This is a genomic window from Faecalibacterium sp. Marseille-P9590 (genome assembly GCF_017377665.1).
In the GTDB taxonomy this organism is placed as follows: domain Bacteria; phylum Bacillota; class Clostridia; order Oscillospirales; family Ruminococcaceae; genus Faecalibacterium.
Genome location: NZ_JAFREF010000003.1, coordinates 88,442 through 115,071 on the forward strand (window position 1 = coordinate 88,442; position 26,630 = coordinate 115,071).

The 26,630-nt window shown below is 59.5% G+C and carries 21 protein-coding genes; 7 read left to right on the forward strand and 14 right to left on the reverse strand.

Annotated elements, in window-relative coordinates:
- Positions 1 to 28: 28 nt before the first annotated feature.
- On the reverse strand, positions 29 to 2,242 hold the full coding sequence (gene glgB / locus J3349_RS05400; RefSeq protein ID WP_207676688.1) for a 1,4-alpha-glucan branching protein GlgB: 2,214 nt from the start codon (positions 2,240 to 2,242) through the stop codon (positions 29 to 31).
- Between the two features lie 286 nt (positions 2,243 to 2,528).
- Positions 2,529 to 3,587 (reverse strand): 3D domain-containing protein, encoded by a 1,059-nt coding sequence (locus J3349_RS05405; protein WP_242699524.1) that lies wholly within the window; start codon positions 3,585 to 3,587, stop codon positions 2,529 to 2,531.
- A gap of 607 nt (positions 3,588 to 4,194) precedes the next feature.
- Between J3349_RS05405 and J3349_RS05410 the strand changes: the two genes are divergently transcribed.
- Together J3349_RS05410 and J3349_RS05415 are read left to right on the forward strand one after the other, a co-directional pair.
- Positions 4,195 to 5,787, forward strand: a complete 1,593-nt coding sequence (locus J3349_RS05410; RefSeq protein WP_207676689.1) for an Ig-like domain-containing protein — start codon at positions 4,195 to 4,197, stop codon at positions 5,785 to 5,787.
- Positions 5,788 to 5,832: 45 nt separating this feature from the next.
- Positions 5,833 to 6,084 (forward strand): phage holin, encoded by a 252-nt coding sequence (locus J3349_RS05415; protein ID WP_015564607.1) that lies wholly within the window; start codon positions 5,833 to 5,835, stop codon positions 6,082 to 6,084.
- A 73-nt stretch (positions 6,085 to 6,157) separates the two neighbouring features.
- Here J3349_RS05415 and J3349_RS05420 read toward each other — a convergent pair whose 3' ends face one another.
- The 3 genes from J3349_RS05420 to rplM all read right to left on the reverse strand — a co-directional run bounded on the left by J3349_RS05420 (position 6,158) and on the right by rplM (position 7,827).
- Complete coding sequence (locus J3349_RS05420) at positions 6,158 to 6,343, reverse strand: hypothetical protein (RefSeq protein WP_207676690.1); 186 nt, start codon at positions 6,341 to 6,343, stop codon at positions 6,158 to 6,160.
- Positions 6,344 to 6,982: 639 nt separating this feature from the next.
- On the reverse strand, positions 6,983 to 7,381 hold the full coding sequence (gene rpsI / locus J3349_RS05425) for a 30S ribosomal protein S9 (RefSeq protein ID WP_015564291.1): 399 nt from the start codon (positions 7,379 to 7,381) through the stop codon (positions 6,983 to 6,985).
- 17 nt (positions 7,382 to 7,398) lie between these two features.
- Positions 7,399 to 7,827, reverse strand: a complete 429-nt coding sequence (gene rplM / locus J3349_RS05430) for a 50S ribosomal protein L13 (protein WP_015564292.1) — start codon at positions 7,825 to 7,827, stop codon at positions 7,399 to 7,401.
- A 296-nt stretch (positions 7,828 to 8,123) separates the two neighbouring features.
- Between rplM and J3349_RS05435 the strand changes: the two genes are divergently transcribed.
- The 4 genes from J3349_RS05435 to lepA are packed head-to-tail and all read left to right on the forward strand — an operon-like array spanning position 8,124 to position 12,486.
- Positions 8,124 to 8,693, forward strand: coding sequence for a hypothetical protein (locus tag J3349_RS05435; RefSeq protein WP_158395225.1), 570 nt, complete (start codon positions 8,124 to 8,126; stop codon positions 8,691 to 8,693).
- Entirely contained in the window at positions 8,690 to 9,481 is a 792-nt protein-coding gene (locus J3349_RS05440; protein ID WP_207676691.1) for a tRNA 2-thiocytidine biosynthesis TtcA family protein, read from the forward strand. Before J3349_RS05435 ends, J3349_RS05440 begins: the two co-directional genes overlap by 4 nt.
- Positions 9,462 to 10,658 carry an alanine racemase gene (gene alr, locus J3349_RS05445; protein WP_207676692.1) on the forward strand — a complete coding sequence of 399 codons (1,197 nt, stop codon included), beginning with the start codon at positions 9,462 to 9,464 and terminating at the stop codon, positions 10,656 to 10,658. The genes J3349_RS05440 and alr overlap by 20 nt, the downstream gene beginning before the upstream one ends.
- A 16-nt stretch (positions 10,659 to 10,674) precedes the next feature.
- Positions 10,675 to 12,486, forward strand: coding sequence for a translation elongation factor 4 (gene lepA / locus J3349_RS05450; RefSeq protein ID WP_207676693.1), 1,812 nt, complete (start codon positions 10,675 to 10,677; stop codon positions 12,484 to 12,486).
- Between the two features lie 342 nt (positions 12,487 to 12,828).
- On the opposite strand, the gene J3349_RS05455 is transcribed toward lepA, so the two are convergent.
- The 7 genes from J3349_RS05455 to J3349_RS05485 all read right to left on the reverse strand — a co-directional run bounded on the left by J3349_RS05455 (position 12,829) and on the right by J3349_RS05485 (position 22,054).
- Entirely contained in the window at positions 12,829 to 14,805 is a 1,977-nt protein-coding gene (locus J3349_RS05455) for a TRAP transporter fused permease subunit (protein WP_242699525.1), read from the reverse strand.
- Between the two features lie 130 nt (positions 14,806 to 14,935).
- Entirely contained in the window at positions 14,936 to 16,030 is a 1,095-nt protein-coding gene (locus tag J3349_RS05460; protein WP_158395229.1) for a TAXI family TRAP transporter solute-binding subunit, read from the reverse strand.
- 357 nt (positions 16,031 to 16,387) lie between these two features.
- Positions 16,388 to 17,458, reverse strand: a complete 1,071-nt coding sequence (pdxA, locus tag J3349_RS05465) for a 4-hydroxythreonine-4-phosphate dehydrogenase PdxA (protein ID WP_158395230.1) — start codon at positions 17,456 to 17,458, stop codon at positions 16,388 to 16,390.
- A 22-nt stretch (positions 17,459 to 17,480) separates the two neighbouring features.
- Complete coding sequence (gene dapA / locus J3349_RS05470; protein WP_207676694.1) at positions 17,481 to 18,395, reverse strand: 4-hydroxy-tetrahydrodipicolinate synthase; 915 nt, start codon at positions 18,393 to 18,395, stop codon at positions 17,481 to 17,483.
- A gap of 140 nt (positions 18,396 to 18,535) precedes the next feature.
- A complete protein-coding gene (gene dapA, locus J3349_RS05475) occupies positions 18,536 to 19,450 on the reverse strand; it encodes a 4-hydroxy-tetrahydrodipicolinate synthase (RefSeq protein WP_158395232.1) in 915 nt (304 codons plus the stop codon).
- A gap of 19 nt (positions 19,451 to 19,469) precedes the next feature.
- Complete coding sequence (locus J3349_RS05480; protein WP_158395233.1) at positions 19,470 to 20,636, reverse strand: iron-containing alcohol dehydrogenase; 1,167 nt, start codon at positions 20,634 to 20,636, stop codon at positions 19,470 to 19,472.
- Between the two features lie 158 nt (positions 20,637 to 20,794).
- The gene (locus J3349_RS05485; protein WP_207676695.1) at positions 20,795 to 22,054 is read right to left on the reverse strand and encodes a four-carbon acid sugar kinase family protein; all 1,260 of its coding nucleotides are present in this window, start codon (positions 22,052 to 22,054) and stop codon (positions 20,795 to 20,797) included.
- Positions 22,055 to 22,273: 219 nt separating this feature from the next.
- On the opposite strand from J3349_RS05485, the gene J3349_RS05490 reads away from it, so the two are divergent.
- Positions 22,274 to 24,088, forward strand: a complete 1,815-nt coding sequence (locus tag J3349_RS05490) for a sigma-54-dependent transcriptional regulator (protein WP_207676696.1) — start codon at positions 22,274 to 22,276, stop codon at positions 24,086 to 24,088.
- 53 nt (positions 24,089 to 24,141) lie between these two features.
- Here the strand turns inward: J3349_RS05490 and J3349_RS05495 are convergent, their stop codons facing one another.
- Positions 24,142 to 24,996 carry an SDR family oxidoreductase gene (locus J3349_RS05495; RefSeq protein WP_207676697.1) on the reverse strand — a complete coding sequence of 285 codons (855 nt, stop codon included), beginning with the start codon at positions 24,994 to 24,996 and terminating at the stop codon, positions 24,142 to 24,144.
- Positions 24,997 to 25,015: 19 nt separating this feature from the next.
- Complete coding sequence (locus J3349_RS05500; RefSeq protein ID WP_207676698.1) at positions 25,016 to 26,581, reverse strand: MFS transporter; 1,566 nt, start codon at positions 26,579 to 26,581, stop codon at positions 25,016 to 25,018.
- Positions 26,582 to 26,630: the final 49 nt, after the last annotated feature.

The window sequence follows — 26,630 nt, forward strand, 5'->3', positions numbered from 1 at the left end:
GGTTCAACAATGTTGGTTCGGCCCGGCCTTATTTTTCGGCCTTGTCCGCCTTCTTGGCGCGGGGCTTGCGGGCGGGCTTTTCAGTCGGCTCCGCTGCCTTTTCTGCCTTGGGCTTACGGCCCCGTTTTGCAGGAGCCTTTTCTTCCGCAGGTGCAGCTTCTGCCTTCGGTTTGCGGCCGCGCTTTGCAGGGGCTTTTTCCTCCGCAGGTGCAGCTTCTGCCTTGGGTTTGCGGCCACGCTTTGCAGGTGCCTTTTCCTCAGCCTTTGCGGTCTTGGAAGCCTTCTTGGGTGCAGCCTTTTCCGCTGCCTTCTCCTCGGCGGTCTTGCGGGTGCGCTTTGCAGGCACCTCGAAATAAAGCACACTCATGGGAGGCAGCGTGATGGTGATGCTCTGCTCGAAGCCGTGGAGCGGCTTCTTCTTGGAGCGGACAGCCTTGTTGTGGACAGTGCCAGCACCGCCGAACGCCTCGTCGTCGCTGTTCAGGATCTCCTTGTAGGTGCCGGAGTTCGGTGCGCCCAGGGCGTAGCCCTCGCGCAGGACAGGGTTGAAGTTGCAGACCACGAGGATCTGCTTGCCGTTTGCATCCTTGCGCAGGAAGGCCACGACGCTCTGACGGGAGTCGTCGGGAACGATCCACTGGAAGCCCTCCCAGCTGTAGTCGATCTGCCAGAAGGCGGGATGGTCCTTGTAGAACTTGTTCAGGGTCTTGACGTAGGTCTGCAGCTCGGTGTGCTTGTCGTAGCCCAGCAGCATCCAGTCCAGAGACTTGGTCTCGTTCCACTCGGTGAACTGGCCGAACTCCTGACCCATGAACAGCAGCTTCTTGCCGGGGTGAGCCATCATGTAGCCAAAGAAGGTGCGCAGGTTTGCAAACTTGGCCTCATAGTCACCGGGCATCTTGTTGATGAGGCTGCCCTTGCCGTGGACGACTTCGTCGTGGCTGATGGGCAGCACGAAGTTCTCGCTGAAGGCGTAGAAGAAGCTGAACGTGACCTTGTTGTGGTTGCCCGAACGGAAGAGCGGGTCAGTCTTCATGTAGCTGAGCATGTCGTTCATCCAGCCCATGTTCCACTTGAAATTGAAGCCCAGGCCGCCGTCGGAAGCGGGCTTCGTGACCATTGGCCACGCGGTGGACTCCTCTGCGATCATGTACTTGTGGGGGTGACGGCCCAGAATCGTATCGTTGAGCTTGCGCAGGAATGCCACGGCCTCAAGGTTCTCCTTGCCGCCGTTCTTGTTGGGCTCCCACTCGCCCTGCTTACGGTTGTAGTCCAGATAGAGCATGGAAGCCACAGCGTCCACACGCAGGCCGTCGATGTGGTACTGCTCCAGCCAGTAGAGCGCGCTGGAGATGAGGAAGCTCTGCACCTCGCTGCGGCCAAAGTCGAACACCATGGTACCCCACTCTTTGTGCTCGCCGCGCTTGGGGTTCGGGTCTTCATAGCAGGCTTCGCCATCGAAGTTGTACAGGCCGAACTGGTCTTTCGGGAAGTGGGCCGGCACCCAGTCCATGATGACGCCGATGCCCGCCTCATGCATCTTGTCCACGAAAGCCATCAGATCCTTCGGGGTGCCGTAGCGGCTGGTGGGGGCGAAATAGCCCGTCACCTGATAGCCCCAGCTGCCATCGAAGGGGTACTCCATGACGGGCAGCAGCTCCACGTGGGTGTAGCCCATCTCGGTGATATACGGGATGAGCTCGTCGGCCAGCTCGGAGTAATTGTAGGGCAGGCCGCCCTCTTTCTGCTTCCAGCTGCCGGCGTGCATCTCGTAGATGTTCATGGGTCCGTTGATGACATCGGCCTTCTTCTGGGCGTTCTGCCACGCCTCGTCGTGCCAGACAAAGCCGTTCAGATCGTAGACCTTGCTGCCGTTCGAGGGGCGGGTCTCTGCGTGGAACGCATAGGGGTCAGCCTTGTAGACAAGGTCGCCCGCCCGGGTAGTCACGCAATATTTGTAAACGTCGTATTCTTTCATGCCCGGGATGAACAGCTCCCACACAGAGTCATTGTCCACCTTGCGCATCGGGTGGCTGCCCGGTTTCCAGCTATTGAAATCGCCTACTACGCTGATGGCCGTCGCGTGCGGTGCCCAGACGCGGAACACCACGCCTGTCTCCCCGGCCCGCTGCTCGATGTGTGCGCCAAAATAGCGGTACGCTTCACAGTTATTGCCCTGCTTGAACAAATACACCGGAAGATCCGATGGATTGCTGCGGGTCTTTTCCTCAGTCGGTTTCATAAACAGCTCCTCCCCGCACAGGCCGCATGGGCAGTCCTGTGCCTTTTACTCTCTTATATTAAAGAATTTCGTCGGATTTTTCAAGAGTTTTCTTGTAGAATATACCATAATCTTTTCGTCGATATTTTTCTTATATATACAATATCCCTAATTTTAGACAAGAAATATCGGCAGACTTGACAGAATAAAGACAAAAAAGAAACATCCGCCCCGAATTTTGCACATTTGGCAAAAAATCAGAGCGGATGTTTTTCCACTATTTTAACTTCAGTTTTTCAAAGGCGCATCAGCCCACGACGTAGACGTTGACGTTGATAGCGCCGTTGATGACAGACTCCGCATAAGTCTCATAGAACAGATCCACGAGGATGCGGCCATCCTGCACGGCGATACCGGTGTCGGTGGCTACCGCGTAGCCATAGACGAAGCTGCCGTCGGTGGAGGTGATATACAGCAGGGTGCCGTAGGGGATGACATCGGGGTCAACGGCCACGGTGCCGTAACCCAGACCCAGACCGGAAGAACCCTTGCCCGACTTGGAATAATAGCCGGTGGCCTTGCCGGTAAGAACCTTGCTGTAGCTGGCGGGGGCGTTGGTGGTGCCGTCCGGGCCGGTCAGGGGCGAGACGGGCGCACCGGCGCCATAGGTCTTGACCACATGGTCGGTAGGCTCCACGGTGGTGGTCACATCGGTAACGACGCTGTTTTCCAGCTCGCCGTCCACCCAGCGCTCCCGGGTGGTGACGGTCTGCTGGCCCTCAGAGCCATGCTGCAGGGTGGTAGCACGGTTGGTGTTGCGGAAGTAGAGGCTGGTATAGACGTACTCCGTGTCGTAGGGGACTGCCTGCGTCTCCACCTTGTCCTGATACTCGACGCGGTGGACTTCGATCTTGCTGCCAGCCGTGACCATCGCGCTGAGGGCGGGTTCGGTATAGTCGTCCCCCTCCAGAGTGATGCCGGCACGTTCCAGAGCATCGGCGACGGTACCCACCACCATCTTGACGGGGTACTCCTGGCCTTCAGCCTCAATGGTGACGCTGAAGGCGCGCTCGATGTTCAGGGATGCCAGACTACCGGCAAAGGCAGTGTAGTAGACTTCGTCTCCCTCCTCGGCCTTGATGCCGGAAAGGCTCATAACGCGGGCAGGGTCGCTCTCGGAAGTGAGGACCACCTGCCGCGCACCGTGGGAGTCTGTGACGTAGGTCAGCCGCAGATTCGCGGCGGTCACAGCCAGCGTGAACACGAGACACGCAGCCATGACGCAGAACGCCAGCACACGGGATGAGGCTGCACGGGTGCAGCCGGGCAATGCTTTCTTAAATTTGACGGAAGCGATACGAGACAACTCCTCTCTTTTCAGATTTTGGAATGGACAGCGGGCCTGTATCTCAAGGCCCGCCAGACTGTGCGTAAATGCCCCGCACAGCGGGCGCTGCAAAAGCGGCTTTTCACTTCACCGTGATGAATTTTATGCGCTGCAACGTGTGTTGAGCGGACGTTATTTTAGCAGACTGAGGCCGTTTTGTCAAATCGAAGGTCAGGCGTTCGTCAATTCCTTCACATAGTTTTTTGTGCATTCTGTACATAGTTTTCTCTCGATTTCATGAAATTCAATGATTTCTCTCCGATTTTTTCGCAAAAATAAAGTCATACTTGTTCATATATTTTTAACATTTGAATTAACATTTCCGGGGTGTTTTTTGCAGTATCTCCAGCCCGCTTTGCGACGTCAAACCGGCCATAACCGGCTTATTTTCGACACAAATCACGGACTGTTTTCTGACTGTTTTCAAGAGAAAAGCAGGGGGCTATTTCTCTCCGAAAAAGGCCGTTTGGCAAAATGCCTAACCCGCCAAATTCTCAATAAAAAAGTATGTACTTCCGCCCACTGCCGTTCTGCGCTACAATCGGGCCAGATGCAAACGCAAAACCAAATGAAAGGAGCTTTTACCATGCAGATCAACATCACAGCCCGGGACTTCGGCGGCACAGAATTCCTCGCCCAGCCCCACCGGCTGCATCTGGGCGCACAGAAAGCCGAGGGTGTGGACCAGCTGGAATTCAGCCTGCCGGAGCAGTGGAACGGGTGTGTCGTCACCCTCCACATCCGGCACGCGGACGGCACGCTGGCCGAGCCGCTGGCGCTGGACGAAGCTGGCTGCGTCGGCGTGGGCCGGAACTTTACCGGCTGGGCCAGCGGCGAGTGGATGCTGGCCGCTGCCAACGGCAGTGGCTACACCGCCTACACCCGGCCCGGCCAGTACGACGTCCACGGCATCCTCCCCACCGAGGGCGGCGGTGAGGAGCTGACGCCCTCGATCTACGAACAGTTCATCGCCCGGGTGGTGGACAGCGCCAATGCCGCCGCAGAGGCCGCCAAACGTGCCGCCTCCGGCGAGGCAAACGCCAAACAGAGCGCCAGCGAGGCCGCTTCTTCTGCCCAGCAGACCGCCGCCAGCGCCACCCTGGCTGCAGGCTATGCCGAGCAGGCCGAAGCCGCTGCCGACCGTGCCGCCTCCTATGCCCCCACGGAGGGCGCTGTGCTGAGCGTCAACGGCAAGAGCGGTGCCGTCCGGCTGAACGCACTGGACGTCTGGGCCTTGCCCCGCCCTGTCTCACCGAAAGTCGGCCAGCTGGTGCGGGTGGTGAAGGTCGATGCCTCCACCGGCGCACTGACCGTCGACACCATCAGCACCGACAGCCTCAGCGGGCTGGGCAGCAAAGAAAAAGAGCTTCTGCTCAAGCTGCTGGGCTCTGTCAGCTACACCGACAGCAGCGCCAAAAATGCCCTTGAGGCCCTCAAAAAACTGTGGGACACCACGCCGCCCACTCCCCTGCCCGACCCGGACATCATCCCGGTGGAGAAGGTGACTCTGAGCCAGCACACGCTGGAACTGAGCCGGGGCAGCACTTCCGACCTCAGCGCCTCCATCGCGCCCCCGGACGCCACCGACCAGACGGTATTGTGGAGCGTTTCGCCGACGGACATCGTCTCGGTGGATGCGGGCCGCGTCACTGCCCTCAAGAAGGGTTCTGCCGTCGTCACTGCCACCTCCGACAGCAAGAGCGACAGCTGCACCGTCACAGTGACTCCCGCCGTCTACCGCATCGAGACGGCCCACACCGACAGCGGCGACATCCCCGCGTGGGACACTTATCCCGCCAAGAGCGAGTTCTTCATGCCATTGACTGCTAAGAAAGCGGGCCTGCTGCTCCGCTCGCTGGAATTCCGCGTCAAGGGCTATATGCCGGGCAAAATGCGCACCGTCCTGCGCAAGTACGGCACCACGACCGCCCTGGCAGACAAGTCCATCGACCTTGTCCGCGGCTACAACGATGTAGTGCTGGACATGGGCAGCATCGTGCTGGAAAAGGGCGTCGAATACCAGCTCTATTTCGCCGCCGCCAACAACTTCTATCCGCCCTCTGTCGATTCCTCCTGGGTCGCCGCAAACGACTGCATCGACATCGCACACGGCAGCGCCTACTATGGTGATAACACCACCCTCATCTTCTCGGGTACCGTTGTGCTGCAGGAGACCTGAACCACACCAAACACATATCCTGAAACAGAAAGAGAGGTACTGACTATGACCCATCACAAAATTTCCGCATCCACTCTGGCCCGCACCGCCGCGCTGGCGCTGGCCCTGACCAATCAGGTGCTCAGCGCCGTGGGCAAGCCCATGCTGCCCATCGAGAGCGCCCAGCTGGAACAGCTCATTTCCAGCGGCCTGACCGTTGCCGCCGCCCTCGCCAGCTGGTGGAACAACAACAGCTTCACCCCTGAGGCCATCGAGGCTGACGACTTCATGACCCGCCTGAAGCAGCAGAAGCGATAAACGCATAAGCGAACACAGCGCCCCGGAGCGGTCGGCCCCGGGGCGCTGTGTTGTGTTTGAAGAAAAGTTTATCTCAGGCGTTCCACTGAACGTCCTCTGCGGCCACATGGCCGTCCTGCACACTGATAACAGTGGCGCGGGCATCCATGCCGGATGTCTTTTTGAAAAGGCCCGTGTAGATGGTCATGCCAGCCATCAACAGGACAGCCAGTGCAAGGCCGACCAGACGAATCATCATACCGTCAACATTCTCGTTCATGATACCTTCTCCTTTTCCTCTTTGCGGCCCGGCAGACACCATTCTGCCGCAGCCCGCAGCCTAATTTTCCGCTGCGGACCCCCTCTATCGGCCCGCAGCGATGCGTTTTCCAAGACATTCCAAAGAAAAAAGCCTAGGGTAAACACACCCCAGGCTCCATTGTCTGTCTGCTTAGTATAATAGTCTCTTTTGCAGTTTTTGTCAAGAGGGAGATGAGGGAATCTCAACCGCCGGATATGCGCAGTCATGCTCCCCAGTTCGCTGGGAAACTTCTGTTAAACAAAAACGGCTCTGCCGAAGCGGCATCGTACGGCCAACTTCCCCGGGTTGCGGCTCCCAGCGTCTATTTCAGCCCTTGGGCGGGCTTCATATCCTGCTGGCCGCGGCCCCAACAGCTCCTCCCTGTTTCCGCCGCTGGCGGCGGTCGTCGCTGTTGCACTTGCTGAACTGGGGAGCATCGCTGGGGCAGCTCCGCCGCCCACGCGATGCTTGAGCAATTATTCGAAATGCGCATCCGGCTCGCCCCTCCGGGGCAACCGCCGGATATGCGCAGTCGTGCTCCCCAGTTCGCTGGGAAACTTCTGTTAAACAAAAACGGCTCTGCCGAAGCAGAGCCGTAAAAGCCGTAATACGGTAAAATCAGCGCTTGCTGAACTGGGGAGCACGACGTGCAGCCTTCAGACCGTACTTCTTGCGCTCCTTCATACGAGGATCGCGGGTCAGGAAGCCTGCCTTCTTCAGAGCAGCGCGGTTCTCATCGCTCTGCTGCAGCAGAGCGCGGCTCAAGCCGTGGCGGATAGCGCCAGCCTGGCCGGAAACACCGCCGCCGGAAACGCGGACGACGACGTCATACTTGCCCTCGAGGCCCAGCAGGACCAGCGGAGAGCGGACGATCAGCTTCAGGGTCTCCAGACCGAAGTAGTTGTCGATGTCACGGTCGTTGATGGTGACCTTGCCAGTGCCCTGGTAGACGCGCACGCGGGCAACGGAATCCTTACGACGACCAGTGCCGTAGAAATAAGGTTTGGTTTCGTACATGTTCGATTGCCTCCTTCTTAGAACTCGATCTTCTCGGGCTTCTGAGCTGCGTGAGCGTGCTCGGCACCCTGGTAGCAGTGCAGGCGGGTCAGAGCCTTAGCACCGATGGTGTTGGAAGGGATCATGCCCTTGACAGCGTAGGTCATAGCCAGGTCGCTGTTCTCAGCCATCAGCTTGCTGTACTGGACCTTCTTCAGGCCGCCGATGAACTTGCTGTGGGTGATGTGGAACTTCTGCTCGGCCTTCTTGCCGGTCAGAACAGCCTTGTCGCAGTTGATGACGACGACGAAATCGCCGCAGTCAACATTGGGGGTATAATCGACCTTCTGCTTGCCGCGCAGCAGAACAGCAGCCTCAGCAGCGACGTGGCCCAGGCTCTTGCCGGCAGCGTCGAGCAGATACCACTTGCGCTCGACTTCAGCGGGCTTGACGAGAGTAGTGCTCATATCTATTTCCTCCTGATAAGTGTTTCAACGGTTCAATGCACCTTTTGGGGCGCGAGTGTCAGTATACATCACAAGAACGCCCCTGTCAACATCATTTTTCGATTTTTTCGGCTCAGTTTTTTGAATCTCTCGTTTTCTCTTGTTTTCTCTTGAAATCTCGTATTTTCTTAAATCGCATTTTCGTTTCTGTTTTTGCGGCAGAGCGCTACAATTTCAGTCCCGAGTATGTTATACTAATAAAGATGCAGCCCCACCCCCGGGGCTGAGCCTTACATTTATAAGGAGGACATTCCTTCATGCCGAAAGACATCCACCAGCGCGACACCGCGCAGCAGCGCTCTTCCCGCCTGCTGCTGGCCATGGGTATCATCGTCCTGCTGGGCGCACTGGCCTATTTTGTACTGACCCTTGTGGTCAACCGCCGCACCCCCGCTTCGCCTGACACCCACTACACCGCCGAGAACGGCATCTCCGTCTACTACGAGTCCGCCGTCTGGCCGGTGTGCGAGATGACCGAGGACGCCACCCTTGGCCGTGCGCTGGAACTGGCCTCTGCCCAGAGCAGCGACGACGCCAACTATCAGGTCGTGCTCTTCCAGAAAGGCACGAAAGACACCTATGAGGACTTCATCGGCCAGTCGGAAAAAGAGCTCAAGCAGGCTTACGGCGTCATCAGCCCCCGAAAAGTCAATCTGAGCATCGACGGTGCCGCCGTCACTGCCGTGCGCTGTGATATTCAGGCTTACTACGCCGTGCTGGCCACCATCGAGTACGACAACGGCGACGTCATCTATGTCTCCGGCCTGACCAAGCTGGCCTCCATCAGCGACATTGTCAACCTCGTGGAGAGCGTGAGCCTGTCATGAGCGACACGAAAGCGATGCAGCGGCTCTGCGGCCTGATGCGCAAAGCCGTCCAGCAGTACGAGATGCTGGCCCCCGGCGACCGCGTTCTGGTGGGCGTTTCGGGCGGCAAGGACAGCATAGCGCTGACCATCGGTCTCGCGCGGCTGCGGCAGTACCTCGGCTTTCCGTTCGAAGTCGTGGCCGTCACCCTCGACCCCCAGTTTGGCGGCAAGCCGGTGGATTACTCCGCGCTGGAAGCGCTGTTCCGGCAGTATGATGTTTCCTATGAGGTGCGCCGCACCCTTATCGGCCCCATCGTCTTCGACTACCGGAACGAGAAGAATCCCTGCTCCCTCTGCGCCAAGATGCGCCGGGGCGCGCTCCACGCCGCTGCCGAAGAGCTGGACTGCAACAAGGTGGCGCTGGGGCATCATCTGGACGACGCCATCGAGACGTTTTATATGAACCTCTGGCGGGAGGGCCGCATCGGCTGCTTCTCGCCGGTGACAGAGCTGTCCGACCGGGGGCTGACCCTCATCCGGCCTCTCCTGCTCGCCACAGAGCAGGAGGTGCGCTGTGCAGTGAAGGAAGAAGGCTTTCCCATCGTCAAGAGCCGCTGCCCTGCCGACGGCGTTACCACCCGGGAGGACACAAAAAACTTTGTCCGGGAGCGGTGCCGCACCGACCGTGCTTTCCGGCAGAAGACCCTTCACGCTCTGCAGGAGAGCGGCATCGACGGCTGGCGTCCTTTGCACCCGGCCCGTACATCAAAAAAGGAGGACACAGCCCATGCGGATGCCCGCATTTGAAAAACACGTCTGGGCCGAGATAGACCTTGACGCCCTGCGCCACAATTTCCGCGCCGTGAAGGCCCGGGCCGGGGAGATGCCTCTGTGCGCTGTCGTCAAAGCCGACAGCTACGGCCACGGTGCCGTAGAGTGCGCCAAGGTCTTTGCTGAAGAGGGGGCCGCATGGCTGGCTGTGAGCTGTCTGGCGGAAGCCCGTCAGCTGCGCAAATCCGGGCTGACGCTGCCCATCCTCATTCTGGGCCATGTGGAGCCGAGCTGTGCGCCCGTCCTCATCCAGGAGGACATCACCGCAGCCTGCTACTCCCTGCCCCAGGCCAAGGCCCTCAGCGAGGCCGCCTGTGCCGTCGGCGGGAAGGTCAAAGTCCACCTCAAGGCCGACACCGGCATGGGCCGCATCGGTTTTGCGCTCCGCACCGACTTTGACGCAGCGCTGGCCGAGATGCTGGATGCCTGCCGCCTGCCGGGTCTGGACGTGACCGGCCTGTTCCAGCACTTCGCTGTGGCCGACGACGACAGCGCTGACAGCGTGGCTTATACCAGCCAGCAGCACGAGCTCTTCGTCCGGGCCTATCAGGGCCTTGCCGAGGCCGGTTTCGAGCCTGCCGTCGTCCACTGCGACAACTCCGCCGGGGTGATGCTCCACCCCGACTGGCCCGCCGGACTGCCCCGCACCCACTGCATGGCACGCCCCGGCATCATCCTCTACGGCTTCGACCCCAGCGATGAAGTCCGCTTCGGCATCTTCCTCCCGGTGATGAAGCTCAAGACCATCGTCAGCATGGTCAAGGAGATGCAGCCCGGCCAGTCAGCCAGTTACGGACGCCGCTTCACCGCGGAAAAGCCCACCAAGGTCGCCACCCTCTGTGCCGGTTACGCCGACGGCTACCCCCGCCTTTTGAGCTGCGGCAAGGGCATCGTGGAGATAAAGGGTATGCCCTGCCCGGTTCTGGGCCGGGTCTGCATGGACCAGATCATGGTGGATGTCTCGGCTCTGCCCGACGTGCAGGAAGGGGACGAAGCCATCCTGTGGGGCGGCGAAGTGAGCGACAGCGCCGAGACCATCGCCCACAAGACCGATACTATTTCTTACGAGGTGCTCTGCGGCGTTTCCCGCCGGGTACCCCGCGTTTACCTGGAAAACGGCGGCATCAAAGCCGTCGAGGACTGGATCCTATAAATTTCGGAGGAACTACATGGCAAGAGATAACATCCGCAACTTCTGCATCATCGCGCACATCGACCACGGCAAATCCACCCTCTCCGACCGCATCCTCGAGCTGACCAAGAGCGTGGACGAGCGGACGATGGAGGACCAGATCCTCGACAACATGGACATCGAGCGGGAACGCGGCATCACCATCAAGGCCCGCGCCGTCACCATGAACTACACCGCCAAGGATGGCAAGGTGTACGAGTTCAACCTCATCGACACCCCGGGCCACGTGGACTTCGCTTACGAAGTCAGCCGCAGCCTCGCCGCCTGCGAGGGCGCTATCCTCGTGGTGGACGCCACCCAGGGCGTGGAGGCCCAGACCCTCGCCAATACCTATATGGCGCTGGAACACGACCTCGAGCTGGTGCCTATCCTGAACAAGATCGACCTGCCCTCTGCCCACCCGGACGAAGTAGCACAGGAAGTGGAGGACGTCATCGGCCTGCCCTGCCTCGACGCGCCCCGCGTCTCGGCCAAGACTGGCCTGAACATCGATCAGGTGCTGGAGCGTGTGGTCAGCGACATCCCCGCCCCTTCCGGCGACCCGGACGCCCCCCTCAAGGCCCTCATCTTCGACAGCATCTACGACAGCTACAAGGGCGTCATCGTCTATATCCGCGTCTTTGAAGGTACGGTCAAGCCCGGCGACACCATCCGCCTGATGGCCACCGGCGCACAGTTCACGCTGGTGGAAGTGGGCCACATGGGCGCTACCAGCCTGACCCCCTGCGACCAGCTGCAGGCTGGTGAGGTCGGCTATCTGACCGCCAGCATCAAGACCGTGCAGGACACCCGCGTCGGCGACACCGTCACGCTGGCGAATAACCCCACCCCCGAGGCTCTGCCCGGCTACCGTCAGGTCAAGCCCATGGTCTTCTGCGGCATCTACCCCGCCGACGGCGCAAAGTACCCCGATTTGAAGGACGCGCTGGAAAAGCTGCAGCTCAACGACGCCTCCCTGACCTTTGAGCTGGAAACCAGTGCCGCGCTGGGCTTCGGCTTCCGCTGCGGCTTCCTCGGCCTGCTCCACATGGAGATCATCACCGAGCGTCTGGAACGCGAGTTCGACCTCGACCTCATCACCACCACACCCAGCGTCCGCTATCGTCTGACCCTGACCGACGGCACCGTGGAGATGATAGACAACCCGTCCAGCTACCCCGACCCCTCCAACATCGTCAAGCAGGAGGAGCCCTTCGTGGACGTCCACCTCTACACCCCCAACGAATACGTCGGCAGCCTGATGGACCTGTGCCAGAACAAGCGCGGTGTCCTCATCGATATGAAATATATGGATGATGTGCGTGTGGACCTGCACTACGCCCTGCCGCTGGGTGAGATCGTCTACGACTTCTTCGACGCCATCAAGAGCCGGAGCCGCGGCTACGCCAGCTACGACTACGAGTTCAAGGAGTACCGCGAGAGCGACCTCGTCAAGCTGGACTTCCTGCTCAACGGCGACCCTGTGGATGCTCTGTCCATGATCGTCTTCCGCGACAACGCCTACGCCAAGGGCCGCCGCATCTGCGAGAAGCTGCGGGACAACATCCCGCGCAACCTCTTCGAGATCCCCGTTCAGGCGGCCATCGGCGGCAAGATCATCGCCCGCGAGACGGTCAAGGCCATGCGCAAGGATGTGCTGGCCAAGTGCTACGGCGGCGACATCTCCCGCAAGAAAAAACTGCTGGAAAAGCAGAAAGAGGGCAAAAAGAAGATGCGCCAGCTCGGCAGCGTCTCCCTGCCCAGCGAGGCGTTCACCGCCGTGCTCAAGCTCGACAGCGACGACGATTGATATTGATTTTTTCGCTCCCCTCCCGCCCAGAGGGGAGTTTTTTTCATGTCTGGCGCAAGTCAAGAAAATAACGCAATAGGATAACAGCATATTTGCGATATGCAATTCAACGCTGTTGCTGTTGCATTAAAAAGTTGAATTGCTATGTCTGGCGGCTAAGAATCTTAGCTCAAATCGTCCCCAAACACAACTGTTCCGTCATCTTTCACATCCGAACTGCCCGTTTTTCTTTTCTTCCCGCCCCAAAAAGGACAAACAAGAAACCCCCGCCTCCGGGAGTACCGGAGGCGGGGGTTTCGCCGAACTGTGATTTATGAAGAAGGTTTTCGGAAGGACCGCTTATCAGGCAGGCTGTGCCTTATTGGCGTTCTTCTTGCCCGTCATGAAGCAGTAAGCCATGATGAGTGCGCATCCAGCAATGCCGATAATATCAGACATGGAGCTGGGTAGGATGAAGATGAAGGCCACGACATAGCAGGCGATGCGCTCCCACATCTTCAGGGGACGGAACAGGTAGCCAGCGATGCCGCAGGCCAGCAGATAGGTGGCTGCAATGACGATGCAGTATGCAATGATGATCTCCACCATCGTGCCTTCCAGCAGGATAGCGGGACGATACACGAATGCAAAGGGGACGATGAAAGCGGTGATGGCGAAGGAGAATGCCTTCCAGCCGGTCTTCCATGCGCTTGCACCCGCGATGCCTGCTGCAGTAAAGGATGCCAGACAGACGGGAGGAGTGATCTGAGCCACGACACCGAAGTAGAAGATGAACATATTGGTGACCAGAGCGGAGATGCCCAGACCCTGGATAGCCGACGCGAACAGAGTGACAGCGATCAGGTAAGCGGCCACGGTAGGCAGTGCCATGCCCAGCAGCAGGCAGCCCAGAGCGGCGATGAGCAGTGCGATGAACAGGCTGCCCTCACCAGAGGTACCGATGAGCTTTGCGATCTTGACGGCAACGCCGGAGTTGACCACGATGCCGATCATGATGCCGCAGGCAGCGGTGGGGATCGCAATATTTGCGGCCTGACGGACGCCGTCCATCAGGGTCTGGAGCAGCTTGCGGGGACCCATGCGGGTCTCAGGAGAGATCGCTGCGATGATGATGGAGAAGATGGTGCAGTAGATCGCGGAGCGGGGCAGAGAGTAGCCCATGATGATCATGATGACCAGAACGATGATGGGCAGCAGACGGTACACGCGGGGCAGGATGGGCTTGCCTTCGTAATGTACGCCGGAGTCTTTGCCCAGACCCTTCTTCTTTGCAATCATGTGGACAAGGATGAACACGGCGAGGAAGTAGGCCACAGCGGGCAGGACGGCTGCTGCTGCGATCTGCGCATACTGCACACCGATGATCTCGGCCATGATGAATGCGCCAGCGCCCATGATGGGGGGCATGATCTGGCCGCCGGTGGAAGCAACAGACTCGACTGCTGCCGCCTCTTCGGGGTCATAACCGGTCTTTTTCATCAGGGGGATGGTCAGAACGCCGGTGGTGGAAACATTTGCGATCGCAGAACCAGAAACCATGCCCAGCAGGCCAGAAGAGATGACAGCTGCCTTTGCGGGGCCGCCGACCGTCTTATCGCTGAGCTTCATGCCGCCGTCGATCAGGACACCGCCGCCGCCGCAGTTGGAGAAGAAGGTGCCGAAAACGAGGAAGTAGAACAGGGTGCCCAGAGAAGTGACCAGCGGAGAGCCGAAGATGCCATTCTCGCCGTACATCAGGACTTCCATCAGTTTGGGGAAGCTGATGCCGGAGAAGCGGAACAGGCCGGGGATATACTGGCCGAACCATGCATAAGCAAGGAAGAAGCAGATGACCCAGAACAGGGACATACTGACCACGCGGCGGACGGCCTCCATGACATTGATGACCAGAAGCACCGCCACGATGACCTCGGTGGTGGTCATAACGTCAACATTGAAGATGCGGTAGTTGAGCTGTTCTGCGTGGCTCAGGAAGAACCAGCAGATAAAGCAGCTGGACGCGATGAGGAAGATGTCGTAGATCCACCACAGCTTATTGTGGCTCTTGGATTTCTCGACCATCGGATTGTACAGCCACACCACGACCAGTGCAAGGCACATATGGAGCGGCAGCTGGAACCACGGGTCAAGGGGCTTGACCAGCTTGATGTAGAGCTGGAACACCGTCCAGATAACGGTAAGAACTGCCAGCGAATAGAAACGCCATTTCGGCATATTCTTCAGCAGCTTGGCGATTTTGGTATCTTCGTCCTCTTCGTTTGCCAGAGCCTTGGCCTTGGCGTCGAGAGTCGATACCTTGGTTTCTTTTTCGTTGCTCATATTTCCCTCCGTATTATCCCTTGTGAAAGCAGAGGCCGGACACCGCAAAGCGTCCGGCCTCTGCCTACGGTCAAAGGATAGATCTGATGTCGTGCGGAGCGCCTCCGCCGAAAGCTTTCAAAGCCGGAACTTACTTCATGTAGCCTGCTTCCTTGTAGTACTTCTCAGCACCGGGATGCAGCGGGCAGCCGCCGCGCTTCATCTCTTCCCAAGCGGTCTCAGGCTCCCACGGAGACAGGGAATTGTACTCGGCCACCAGAGCGTCGCGGTTCTCGCTCAGGCTCTTGGTGATGGCGTAGACGACATCCTCGCTCAGGCTCTCTTTGCAGAAGACGCAGTCGGGAGTGCCGGGCAGCGTCAGCTCCTTATCCTGACCCTTGAAGGAGTTGGCCGGGATGGTGATGAGGTCGAAGCCCTTTTCGCTGACGAACCAGCTGCACAGGTCATCGCCCCACTGCAGGAAGGTGACATCCACGCTGGTAGCGATCTGAGCCATGGTGGAAGAAGCAGAAGAGGTGTGGTCGATGTAGAAGTCGATCTGGCCGTCCGCGATGGCGTCTGCGTTGGCATCGCCGCCCTGGTTGGTGATGGAGCCGCCCCAGCTCTTCAGGTCGTCCTCGGTCACGCCGAAGTACTCGAGCAGCAGGTAAGCGCCCTCAGCATCCATGGAGCCCTTTGCGGAGCAGCCGATGCGCAGGGGCAGCTTCTGCTCGAAGATCTCCTCGATGGTGGAGACATTGTACTTCTGCAGGAATGCGTTGGACACGCAGTTGATGTAGCAGACAGCAGTCAGGCCGCCGATGACCGCTGCATAGCCGCTGGTAGCAGGCTTGCCCAGAGTGCCTTCCTCCATTGCCCACTTTGCAGGAGCACCGTTGATGAAGGCCAGATCGGTGTTGCCGGAAGCAAACAGATAAGGAGCACCCATACCGCCCGGAGAGTCAGGGTTGACGTTGACAGTCTGGAAACCGCCAGCCTTCTCCAGCACCTTGGACATTGCAACGATCATATTGTAAGAGCCAGAACCGACCTTATCGGAGCTGAAGTTCAGAGTCTCTTTGCTCATATCGGGCAGACCGTCCACAGCCTTTGCCTCAACGGAAGGAGCTGCCTCACTGGAAGCTGCGGTGCTGGTGGAGGAAGAGCCGCCGCAGGCTGCCAGAGCACCAGCCGCTGCCATAGTACCAGAAACCTTCAGAAAGCTGCGACGAGAAATCTTTTTCATAATCTTGTTCTCCTTTTCTCTTGGGGTTCTCGTGTAGCGAACCGGACTGTGTACTTCATGCCTTCTTCTGCGGCGTCGCCGCTTTTCACAGTCTTTGTTCGTTTTTGTTGTCTAAATTATATTCAAAATAGCAGGCTCTTACAACGGCTAAATTGCCTTGTTTCCGTTTCATTCTGAAACATTTCCAGGATATTTCATGAATGTTCTATTAAAAGTGTAACATTTTAGAACATTTCAGCAACCTTCCCCGGATTTATCCGTTTCAGGATAGAACTTTTCTTTCAGCCTGTTAAGCAAAAAAACACCCGCCTCGCAGCAAAGCTGCAAAAGCGGGTGTGCAAGGAACTATTGGAAAATTTACGCCTCGCGGCCGGTCATCTTGACGGCATACTTGATGGCGTTGACAAGGCTCAGCTCATTGCCGTTGCCCTTGCCTGCATGGTAGAAGTCGGTGCCGTGGTCCACGCTGGCGCGGATGATGGGCAGGCCCAGCGTGACATTGACGCCCTCCACAGCCTTCCACTCCTGCTTCTCACGGTCGTAGACGAAGCCCACGGTCTTGAGGGGGATATGGCCCTGATCGTGGTACATGCAGACCACGATGTCGTACCAGCCGCCGATGGCCTGCGAGAAAACGCTGTCCGGCGGGCAGGGGCCGACAACGCCGGTGATGCCCTCGGCCTTAGCAGCCTCGATGGCCGGGGTGATCTCCTCGATCTCCTCGCGGCCGAACAGGCCGTTCTCGCCGCAGTGGGGGTTCAGGCCGGCCACCGCGATGCGGGGGTTCTCGATGCCCATATCCTTGCAGGCCTTATTGGCGATCTCGATGACTTCCAGCACACGCTCTTTCTTGACCCGGTCGCAGGCTTCGCGCAGGGAGACATGGGTGGAGACGTGGACCACGCGCAGGTCGTGGTGGGCCAGCATCATGGTGTACTTCTTGGTGTGGGTGTAGGTGGCGTAAATCTCGGTGTGGCCGTCGAAATGGGTGTAGCCGTCCGACTTCTCGCCGTGATAGTATTCCAGAGCCTTGTTCATGGCTTCCTTGTTCAGGGCGTTGGTGCAGGTAGCATCCACCTCACCGGCCATGGCCAGCTCGATGACCTTCTTGACGCACTGGAAGGCTGCGTTGCCGCCCTCCACGCTCACCTTTGCCATCTCGAACTTGTTGATGTCTTCGATGAGGTCGAGGTGCAGCACGTCGATGGTTCCGGGGGTGAACAGAGCATCCGACACCTTGTCGCAGCGGTGGATGACGATGTCCTCACGGCCAACGAACTTCCTGGCCTGCTCGAACACCTTCACGTCGCCCACAACGATGGGGCGGCAGTAGGTATACTGCTCCGGATCTGCCAGAGCCTTGATGGTGATCTCCGGGCCGGAGCCGGCGGGATCGCCCATCGTAATGCCAACGATAGGTTTATTCATAACAGTGCTCTCCTTGCTCTTCTCAGTTCAGGCCCTTGGCAGCGTTCTCGGCCAGGACCTTCTTGATGGCTTCCAGACCCTCTTCGGGGACGTAGTTGAAGGGGGCGCGGCACTTGCCGACGTTGTGGCCCTGCAGAGCCACAGCGGTCTTGATGATGGTGTGGGGATTGCCGTACTTGTAGGTCTGCTGCAGGATAGCGACGGCGTCCTGAGCGGCCTGTGCGCCCTCGAGGTCGCCAGCCTTGAAGCAGTCGTAGATTTTTACGACGGTAGCAGGCCAGATGTTGGCACGGCCTGCAATACCGCCTGCACCGCCCTCCTTCAGGCAGGTCAGGATCGCGTCGTCTTTGCCCGCGAAGATGGCAACGTCCTTGTCCAGCTCACGGGTCAGGCGGATGTAGGCCTTCAGGTTCTCGGTGTCTCCGCTGGAGTCCTTTGCGCCGACGATGACGTCCACGTCACGGCAGAGGGCCTGCACGGTCTCGGGCAGGAGCTTGTTGCCGGTGCGGGGCGGGATGTTGTAGAGGATGATGGGGATGTTGACCTGCTTTGCCACAGCCACATAGTGGTCGTACAGCTCCTTCTGGGAAGCCAGTGCGAAGCTGGGGGTGATGATGGACAGGGCATCTGCGCCCATCTCTTCGGCGCGCCTGCTCATGCGGATGGTCTCGGCGGTGGTGATGCAGCCGGTGCCTGCGTAAATGGGGACGCGGCCCTTGACCTGGTCGATGACGGTAGCCAGGACTTCTTCCTTCTCCTTAAAAGAGAGGGCATAAGCCTCGCCGTTGGTACCCAAAGGGAACATGCCGTGGACGCCGCCTGCCAGCAGGCGCTCGACCTGCTGCCGCAGAGCCTCGTGGTTGACGGTCTGCTCGGGGTCATTGTTCATGGGGGTGATCACCGGAGGGATAATGCCTCTGATGTCGCTGGTCTTCATAGCCTGTTCTCCTTTTCTCTTACATGGTCTCCTGATACAGTTTACGGGCGTCGTCAGCGGTGATGGGGCGCATATTGTTCACCAGCAGACGCTGCACCCGCATACCGGACTCGACCAGACCCTCGAGATCCTTGCTCTTCTCAGTTCAGGCCCTTGGCAGCGTTCTCGGCCAGGACCTTCTTGATGGCTTCCAGACCCTCTTCGGGGACGTAGTTGAAGGGGGCGCGGCACTTGCCGACGTTGTGGCCCTGCAGGGCGACAGCAGTCTTGATGATGGTGTTGGGGTTGCCGTACTTAAAGGTCTGCTGCAGGATGGCGATAGCGTCCTGAGCGGCCTGTGCGCCCTCGAGGTCGCCAGCCTTGAAGCAGTCGTAGATCTTTGCAACAGTGGCCGGCCAGATGTTGGCGCGGCCTGCAATGCCGCCTGCGCCGCCCTCTTTCAGGCAGGTCAGGATAGCGCCGTCGTTGCCGGCGAGGATGGCCACATCCTTGTCCAGCTCACGGGTCAGGCGGATGTAAGCTTTCAGGTTCTCGATGTCGCCGCTGGAATCCTTTGCGCCGACGATGACGTCCACGTCACGGCAGAGGGCCTGCACGGTCTCGGGCAGGAGCTTGTTGCCGGTGCGGGGCGGGATGTTGTAGAGGATGATGGGGATGTTGACCTGCTTTGCCACGGCCACATAGTGGTCGTACAGCTCTTTCTGGGAAGCCAGTGCGAAGCTGGGGGTGATGATGGACAGTGCATCTGCGCCCATCTCCTCGGCGCGCTTGCTCATGCGGATGGTCTCGGCGGTGGTGATGCAGCCGGTGCCTGCGTAAACGGGGACGCGGCCCTTGACCTGGTCGATGACGGTAGCCAGGATCTCTTCCTTCTCCTTAAAAGAGAGGGCGTAAGCCTCGCCGTTGGTGCCCAGAGGGAACATGCCGTGGACGCCGCCTGCCAGCAGACGCTCGACCTGCTGACGCAGAGCCTCGTGGTTGACGGTCTGCTCGTCATCGTTGTTCATCGGGGTAATTACCGGAGGGATAATGCCTTTGATGTCGCTGGTCTTCATAACGTGTTCTCCTTTTCTATTACATGATCTCCTGATACAGTTTGCGGGCGTCGTCAGCGGTGACGGGGCGCATATTGTTCACCAGCAGGCGCTGCACCTGCATACCGGACTCGACCAGACCCTCGAGGTCCTCAGCGGGGACGCCGAACTCCTTCAGGCTGGTAGGGATGTCCAGATGCTTGACGATCGCTTCGAGGCGGGCGATCATCCATGCAGCCTTCTCGTCCACGGTGGTGCAGGTCTTGTTCTCGTGGCAGCAGCGGTCATAAGCCACAGCCAGACGCTCTTTGACAGCCGGATGCTCGCTGTTGAAGCGCATGACAGGAGCCAGCAGGATGGCGTTGGAGACGCCGTGTGCGATGTGGTACTTGCCGCCCAGAGGATAGCTCAGAGCGTGGACTGCGGTGGTGCCGGAAGCGGTGATGGCCAGACCGCCGTAGTAAGCTGCGATCTGCATCCGGTTCTTCTCGGCCATGGCATCGGGGTCATCGCAGGCTTTCTCAATGTTGTTCAGGATGAGGTCGAGGCCCTCCAGAGCGTACAGGTCGCTGAAGGGGTTGGCCTTGTTGCTGGTGAAGCACTCGATGCAGTGTGCCAGAGCATCAACGCCGGTAGCAGCTGCGATCTTGCGGGGCAGGTTCTTGATCATGCGGGCGTCGAGGATGACGTAGTCCGCGATCATGTTCTCGTTGACGATGCCGACCTTCAGCTCCTTCTCGGGGACAGCGACGATGGCGTTGGGAGTGACCTCAGCGCCGGTGCCGGCGGTGGTGGGGATGAGGACGATGGGGACGCACTTCTGAGCCATACCGGGGTTGTCCAGCAGCTCCTTGACGCCGTAGTCATCGGTCACCAGCACGCTTGCCAGCTTGGCCGCGTCCATGACGGAGCCGCCGCCGCAGGCCACGATGAGGTCAGCGCCGGAAGCCTTGAACTCATCCACCAGCTTCTGGACAGCCATGTAGCTGGGTTCGGGAGGCAGCTCGTCCAGAACATAATACTCTGCGCCGGAAGCCTTCACAGCCTCCTCGGGCAGGGCGAACAGGCCAGCGCCCTCAATGCCCTTGTCGGTGAACATTGCCACCTTCTTTGCACCACGGGCCTTGATGATGGCGGTGATGTTGTCCATTGCGTTCTCGCCGCCGTAAACTGCGTGCGGCATCTTCAGATTGTACTGGGTCAGCATAACAAATTTCCTCCTTCAAAAAAATCAGCGGGTCTGGACACCGGTGAGCAGCAGAGCTTCCAGCGTATCCATCTCTTCGTTTTCGTAGATCGTACCGTCTCAGGGCAGGCCGGGAAGTTTCTGATAGGCCATGGTTTTCTCCGAATCCATCGTCTATCTCAAGTTTGCTCGGCTGCAATGCGGTCTGCAAGGTCGAGCAGCAGTTTTTCGTGGCCGAAGCCGCCCGACTTGGTGATAACGTAGCGGGTGCAGCCGCGGTAGGTGAAGCAGGCCAGCACGACGCCCTTTTCCACCTCGCACACCGGCTCAAGCTCCTTGATGCCCACGCAGTTCATGCACTGTAACAGCGTGTCGCCGCCGGTGAGCAGCAGGGTCCCAAGCGCGGGGCTGGTGAACAGTTTGCCCAGCATATGGCCAATACTGCTGGCGATGCCGACCCGCATGCCCTCGAGGTCGAGGCCCCGGGCGGCGGCGTAATCCGCCGTGGGCTGGTTGCCGCCCTCGTCATTGGTCTCGATGATGCAGCGGGGATTCGCGGCCAGCATCTCATTGATGCCCTGCAGGGCCTCTTTGCCGTTCTCGCTCTCCCAATAGCCGGGGTCCAGCTTCTGGCGCGGGGTCAGGCGCAGGCGGGAGAAGCCGTTCTGTTCAGCCACATCCAGCTGGCGCAGGGTGATGGAGTTGACGCTTCCGCAGACCACCAGCAGACGGGGGTCCAGCTTCGGTATGGTGACCGTCCTGCGCTCGGTCATCTTCATCAGGTCGGGCAGCAGCGCTGCAAAGCCGGCACAGCCTGCCATCAGGCGGGGCTTGCCATTCTGGAACAGGGCGCGGCCCGTGGACGCAAGGTCGTCAAGGCTCCCGGCGTCAAAGACCAGGATGCCCTCCTGCTCCGGCACAGCCTCACCCTCTTTCAGGGTCGGGAAGCTGTGGGCAGGCACATCGGTCTGCTCCCCGATGAGCTCAGTCACCCTGGCGTGGCGCACCGGCTCGAAGGGGTCGATGCCGAAGGGGCTCTCAGTCACAGGCACGCCGCTGATATAATGTACTCCGTCCCGGGTCACACGGTCGATCTGGGGGAAGGCCGGCAGGAACGGCAGCCGGCGCTCCCCGCTGGTTTTGAGCAGGGCCGAAAGCTCTGCGCCGATGTTTCCGCGCAGAGCGGAGTCTGTCTTTTTATAGATGCTGAAAACGCCCGCACTCATCGCCTCCCGGGTCAATTTTGCGATGACGGCGTAGGCCTCTGCAGCGGGCAGATGGCGCGTCTCGGTGTCCACCACCAGCACAGCGGCGTCATTGGCTGCAAAATCCACCTGCTCTCCGACCACGACGCGAGTGGGGATGCCGCAGGCGGCGAACTGGACGCCCGTGTCCAGCGCGCCTGTAAAGTCATCTGCAAGGATCAGCAGAAGCAGCATAGGTTGCTCCTCCTCTCATGATTTATTCTCTTGATACCATTATGCCTTATTTTGACACGGCGTGCATGGAAACGAGCGGTCTTTTCCGTTTTAATTTGAAACATCGATTAAGTTTTTTGGTTATAAAGTCTTAAACCGTTTCAAATTGGAACAGTCTTTGTTTGATTTTCGGGCGTTTGTTTGCTAGAATAGTAGCAAATATGAACGGAGGTGTCCGTTGTGATAGAGACTCACACCCGTATTCTGGGCATCGCCCCCTACGACGGAATGCGCACTGCGATGGAGCAGGCGGCACAGGCTTATCCCAATGTCGAAATGGACATTTACACCGGCGACCTGGAAGACGGGCAGGCCATCGTGCAGCAGATGCCCCCCAACTCCTACGACTGCATCATCTCCCGCGGCGGCACCGCCGCCCTCATCCGGCAGGTGACCGACCTGCCGGTGGTGGACATCCACATCTCGGTGTACGACGTGCTGCGCACCATGAAGCTGGCCGAGAATTATTCCAGCCTCTACGCCATCGTGGGCTTCCCCTCCATCACCGAACCGGCCCACACCCTGTGCAGTCTGCTGGACTTCAACCTCGACATCCTCACCGTGAACAACGCTGCTGAAGTGCGCCACACTCTGGAGCGCCTGCAGCAGGGCGGCTACCGGATGGTGGTCTGTGACATGGTCACCCACACTATCGCCCGGGAGATGGGCTTCGACGCTTTCCTCATCACCTCCGGCGTCGAAAGCCTCCACGCCGCCATCGACCAGGCCGTGAGCATCAGCTCCTGGTTCGGCTATCTGCGGCAGGAGAACCTGTTCCTCCGCAGCATCACTCAGGGCCAGAATGGCCGCGTCATCGTCATGGAGTCCAACGGCGACCTCTTCTACAGCAGCATCTCCGAAGTCCCGGCGGAGCTGAGCAGCGTCCTTCAGTCCCACATCCGGGAGATACCGGCCAGCGGCAACCTCCGCTTTTACTACACCGAGCGGGACCAGCTCTACAGCATCACCGCCCAGCAGCTGCTGATGAACAACGTCCAGCGGTATCTGTTCTACTGTGTTCCGGCCCGCATCCCGCTCCATTCCAGCCGTCCCGGCCTGCGCACCCTGAACAAGGGCGAGTGCGAATACCTCTTCGCCAACAGCTTCTACAGCCTCAGCGGCGCGATGGGTACCCAGGCGGCCGAGATACGCTCCCTCGCCCTGCTGCGCCAGCCGGTATTCATCTACGGCGAGCCCGGCACCGGCAAAGAGCAGATCGCACGCTACCTCTATCTGCACAGCTCCCTTGCAAACCACCCCTTCATCGTGGTGAACTGTGCGCTGCTGAATGAGAAGACCTGGGATTTCCTGCTCAACCACTACAACTCCCCTCTCAGCGCCACCGGAAACACCATCTACTTCCAGAATTTTGAGTCCATCTCGCCCCAGTGGAGTTCAGAGCTTCTTGCCGCCATTGAAGAAACCGGTCTTGCCCGCCGGGTGCGGCTCATCTTCTCCTGCTCCATCGTCGAGGGGGAGCCGGTGCCGGAGGTGCTGCGGCATTTCAGTGAGCGGCTGGGTTCACTGGCCCTTCCCCTGCCCTCCCTGCGCAGCCGCTCCGACGAGATCCCATCTCTGTCCAGCCTCTACCTCAACAGCCTGAACCTCGAGCTGGGCAAGCAGCTCTCGGGCTTCGAGCCCCGGGCCATCGAGATGCTCCGCCAGTACCCCTGGCCCAACAATTACACCCAGTTCAAGAACGTCCTGCGCGCCCTCGCCGCCCTGTCGGACGGCCCCTACATCCGGGCCGGGACGGTGGCCGATATGCTCTCCAAAGAGCGGACTCTGCGGGCCGTGCCGCAGCCGGCTTCTGCCCGCAAGCCCAGTGAGCAGACCCTCGAAGAGGTCATCCGCGATGTCGTCCAACAGACCGTCGCCGCCCACGGCGGAAACCGCGCCGCCGCTGCCCGTCAGCTAGGCATCAGCCGCACGACCCTCTGGCGCTATATGGAAAAAATCGAGCAGAAACAACAGAATGTAGAAAAAGAGTCCTGAAAAGCACAAAAAAGCTCCGGCTTTCGTACGAAAACCGGAGCTTTTTTGTGTTTTTACACGCCCGAATAGGCGGAGAAGCCGCCATCGATGGGCAGGCAGATGCCGGTGATGAAACCGGCAGCGTCATTGTTCAGCAGGAACAGCAGTGCGCCCACAAGGTCCTTTTCGCTGTCGCCGAAGCGGCCCATGGGGGTCGCAGCGAGGATTTTGTTGGTACGGGCCGTCGGGGTGCCGTCCTCATTGTAGAGGAGGCTGGCGTTCTGCTCGCTGGCGAAGAAGCCCGGAGCGATGGCGTTCACCCGGATGCCGACCTTGCTGAAATGGACGGCCAGCCACTGGGTGAAGTTGGTCACAGCGGCCTTGGAGCCGGAGTAGGCCGGTATCTTGGTCAGGGGCAGATAAGCGTTCATGCTGGAGATGTTGAGGATGTTGCAGCCCGGGCGGCCCACCATCTGGCGGGCGAAAGCCTGGATGGGCAGCAGGGTGCCGATGAAGTTCAGGTTGAACACCATCTCTACACCACTCTCGTCGAGGTCGAAGAAGGTCACGGTATCGTCCTCGAGGTCGGCCATCTCGAAATACTCTTTGTCCGTGTTGGCGCGGGCGTTGTTGCCGCCGGCACCGTTCACCAGAATATCGCAGGGGCCAAGCTCTGCCATCACGTCCTCAGCCACCTGCAGGCAGTTGGCCTTGTTCATGACGTTGCAGGTGTAGCCCCTGGCGATGCCGCCCTCGGCCTCGATCTCGTCGGCCAGAGCCTTGAGCTTCTCCATATTGCGTCCCAGCAGGGCGACTTTTGCGCCTGCCCGGGCCAGAGCCTTGGCGAAGATGGAGCACAGGGTGCCGCTTGCGCCCGTGACGACGGCCACCTTGCCGGTCAGGTCAGTGTTCAGTACATTCTGTTCCATGTTCTTCCTCTTTACAGGCTCAGCTGCGGTACTCGGCGGGCAGCTGGTCCATGCTCTGCCACTTGGTCATGGCCTCTTCCAGCTTCATGCCGTTGGCCACAGCGTCGCGGCGGCAGGCGTTGACCGCCTGGATCTCCTTCATCTTCTCGCCGGTCAGGGTGTAGCCCTTCATGGCGATAAGGGTAGCGGCCCAGGCCACCATCGGGATGATGCAGAACAGCACGATGACCACCCAGTTCATACCGAGGGTGTAGGGGTCGTATTGGGTGGGCAGGCTCTCGAGGCCGATGAAGCTCACAGCGATGCCGACGACGGTAGCGGACAGGCTGGACACCAGCTTATCCACCAGACTGAACAGCGTACCCATGATGCCGGGGATGTAGTTGCCGCTGCGGTAAGTCTCGTAGTCGGAGCAGTCGGCGACCATGGGGATGGGCATATCAGCGGTGGCGTAGTATGCGCCGTAGCCGATGCCGAAGAATGCGATGAAGAGGATGGTGTAGAGGTTGATGGACAGGCCGTTGTCACCCATGATGGACAGGGTGAAGGCGTCGCTGCGGCCCCAGAGCAGCAGCAGCACCAGCACGCCGATGTAGCAGATAAATGCCACACTGACGTACTTCATCAGGCTGGCCTTCTGGCCCTCCTTCTGGCTGGTGCGGACGGTGAGCAGGAAGAAGGGCACGCTGAAGACGTAGCCCAGCACCATCATGGGCAGGTACAAGCCGTCATAGTTGCCCATCATGCAGCCGTACAGCATACACAGGACGGTGGTGTTGGTGGCGATGGAGAGAGCCAGCTTGCAGCCGGCACCAGCCACCATCAGACGCTGCATGGGGTTATTGTTCTTGATGATCTGGACGTACTCGTGCAGCTTGACCTTCTCGCTGACCTCGCCGCCGATGCCGAAGTACTTGGGCTGGTCCTTCTCCCAGATGCCGATGATGGCCAGAATGGTGAGGAGGATGGAGATGACGATGCCCACAGGAGCCAGGGTGCGGAAGAAACCGACAGAGGCGTAGCCGCCCTCATAGTTTTTGGCGAGGATGGGGGCGAAGAACTGCATCGCACCCATGCCCAGCAGAGAGCCGACGGTGTTGAAAATGGTGAACAGGGGGCGCTGCTTGGGGTCGTTGGTCAGAACGGTCTGGCCGGAACGGGTGCAGCTGGTCTGGAAGGTGTAGCCGATGACCCAGACTGCGTACAGAGCCACGAAAGCCGCATAGCGCAGGAACATCGAGCTGGCGGGGATGAGCGGGGTCAGGCAGTACAGCACGAGGATGCTGGCTGCCATGATGAGGTTGCCGATGACCATGAAGGGCCGGAACTTGCCGAACTTGCCGTTGGTGCGGTCCATCAGGGCGCCGATGATGGGGTCGGTGATCGCGTCGAACAGGCGCATACCGGTGACCATGACCGAAGCGAAGATCATGGACAGGGCCAGCACCTTGCTGCCGAAGGTGGCGATGTAGGAAAGCACCAGCACATAGTACACGTTCGTTGCGCCGTTGTTCAGCGGGAACAGCACCAGCTGGTAGGTCTTGGCGCGGTTCAGGCCCGGCGCCTTTGCGGTTTGTTCACCCATTTGCGGTGTCTCCTTTTTTCTTATAAAAAACGACAGCCTGCCCGCCGTT

Bases quoted from the DNA above. Each gene is read 5' to 3' on its own strand.
- J3349_RS05410 (WP_207676689.1), top strand. From the start codon at position 4,195: ATGCAGATCAACATCACAGCCCGGGACTTCGGCGGCACAGAATTCCTC.
- pdxA (WP_158395230.1), bottom strand. From the start codon at position 17,458: ATGAATAAACCTATCGTTGGCATTACGATGGGCGATCCCGCCGGCTCC.
- rplM (WP_015564292.1), bottom strand. From the start codon at position 7,827: ATGAGCACTACTCTCGTCAAGCCCGCTGAAGTCGAGCGCAAGTGGTAT.
- J3349_RS05495 (WP_207676697.1), bottom strand. From the start codon at position 24,996: ATGGAACAGAATGTACTGAACACTGACCTGACCGGCAAGGTGGCCGTC.
- rpsI (WP_015564291.1), bottom strand. From the start codon at position 7,381: ATGTACGAAACCAAACCTTATTTCTACGGCACTGGTCGTCGTAAGGAT.
- J3349_RS05500 (WP_207676698.1), bottom strand. From the start codon at position 26,581: ATGGGTGAACAAACCGCAAAGGCGCCGGGCCTGAACCGCGCCAAGACC.
- lepA (WP_207676693.1), top strand. From the start codon at position 10,675: ATGGCAAGAGATAACATCCGCAACTTCTGCATCATCGCGCACATCGAC.
- J3349_RS05440 (WP_207676691.1), top strand. From the start codon at position 8,690: ATGAGCGACACGAAAGCGATGCAGCGGCTCTGCGGCCTGATGCGCAAA.
- J3349_RS05480 (WP_158395233.1), bottom strand. From the start codon at position 20,636: ATGCTGACCCAGTACAATCTGAAGATGCCGCACGCAGTTTACGGCGGC.
- J3349_RS05435 (WP_158395225.1), top strand. From the start codon at position 8,124: ATGCCGAAAGACATCCACCAGCGCGACACCGCGCAGCAGCGCTCTTCC.
- J3349_RS05455 (WP_242699525.1), bottom strand. From the start codon at position 14,805: ATGAGCAACGAAAAAGAAACCAAGGTATCGACTCTCGACGCCAAGGCC.
- J3349_RS05460 (WP_158395229.1), bottom strand. From the start codon at position 16,030: ATGAAAAAGATTTCTCGTCGCAGCTTTCTGAAGGTTTCTGGTACTATG.
- dapA (WP_158395232.1), bottom strand. From the start codon at position 19,450: ATGAAGACCAGCGACATCAAAGGCATTATCCCTCCGGTAATTACCCCG.
- glgB (WP_207676688.1), bottom strand. From the start codon at position 2,242: ATGAAACCGACTGAGGAAAAGACCCGCAGCAATCCATCGGATCTTCCG.
- J3349_RS05420 (WP_207676690.1), bottom strand. From the start codon at position 6,343: ATGAACGAGAATGTTGACGGTATGATGATTCGTCTGGTCGGCCTTGCA.
- alr (WP_207676692.1), top strand. From the start codon at position 9,462: ATGCGGATGCCCGCATTTGAAAAACACGTCTGGGCCGAGATAGACCTT.
- J3349_RS05415 (WP_015564607.1), top strand. From the start codon at position 5,833: ATGACCCATCACAAAATTTCCGCATCCACTCTGGCCCGCACCGCCGCG.
- dapA (WP_207676694.1), bottom strand. From the start codon at position 18,395: ATGAAGACCAGCGACATCAGAGGCATTATCCCTCCGGTGATCACCCCC.
- J3349_RS05485 (WP_207676695.1), bottom strand. From the start codon at position 22,054: ATGCTGCTTCTGCTGATCCTTGCAGATGACTTTACAGGCGCGCTGGAC.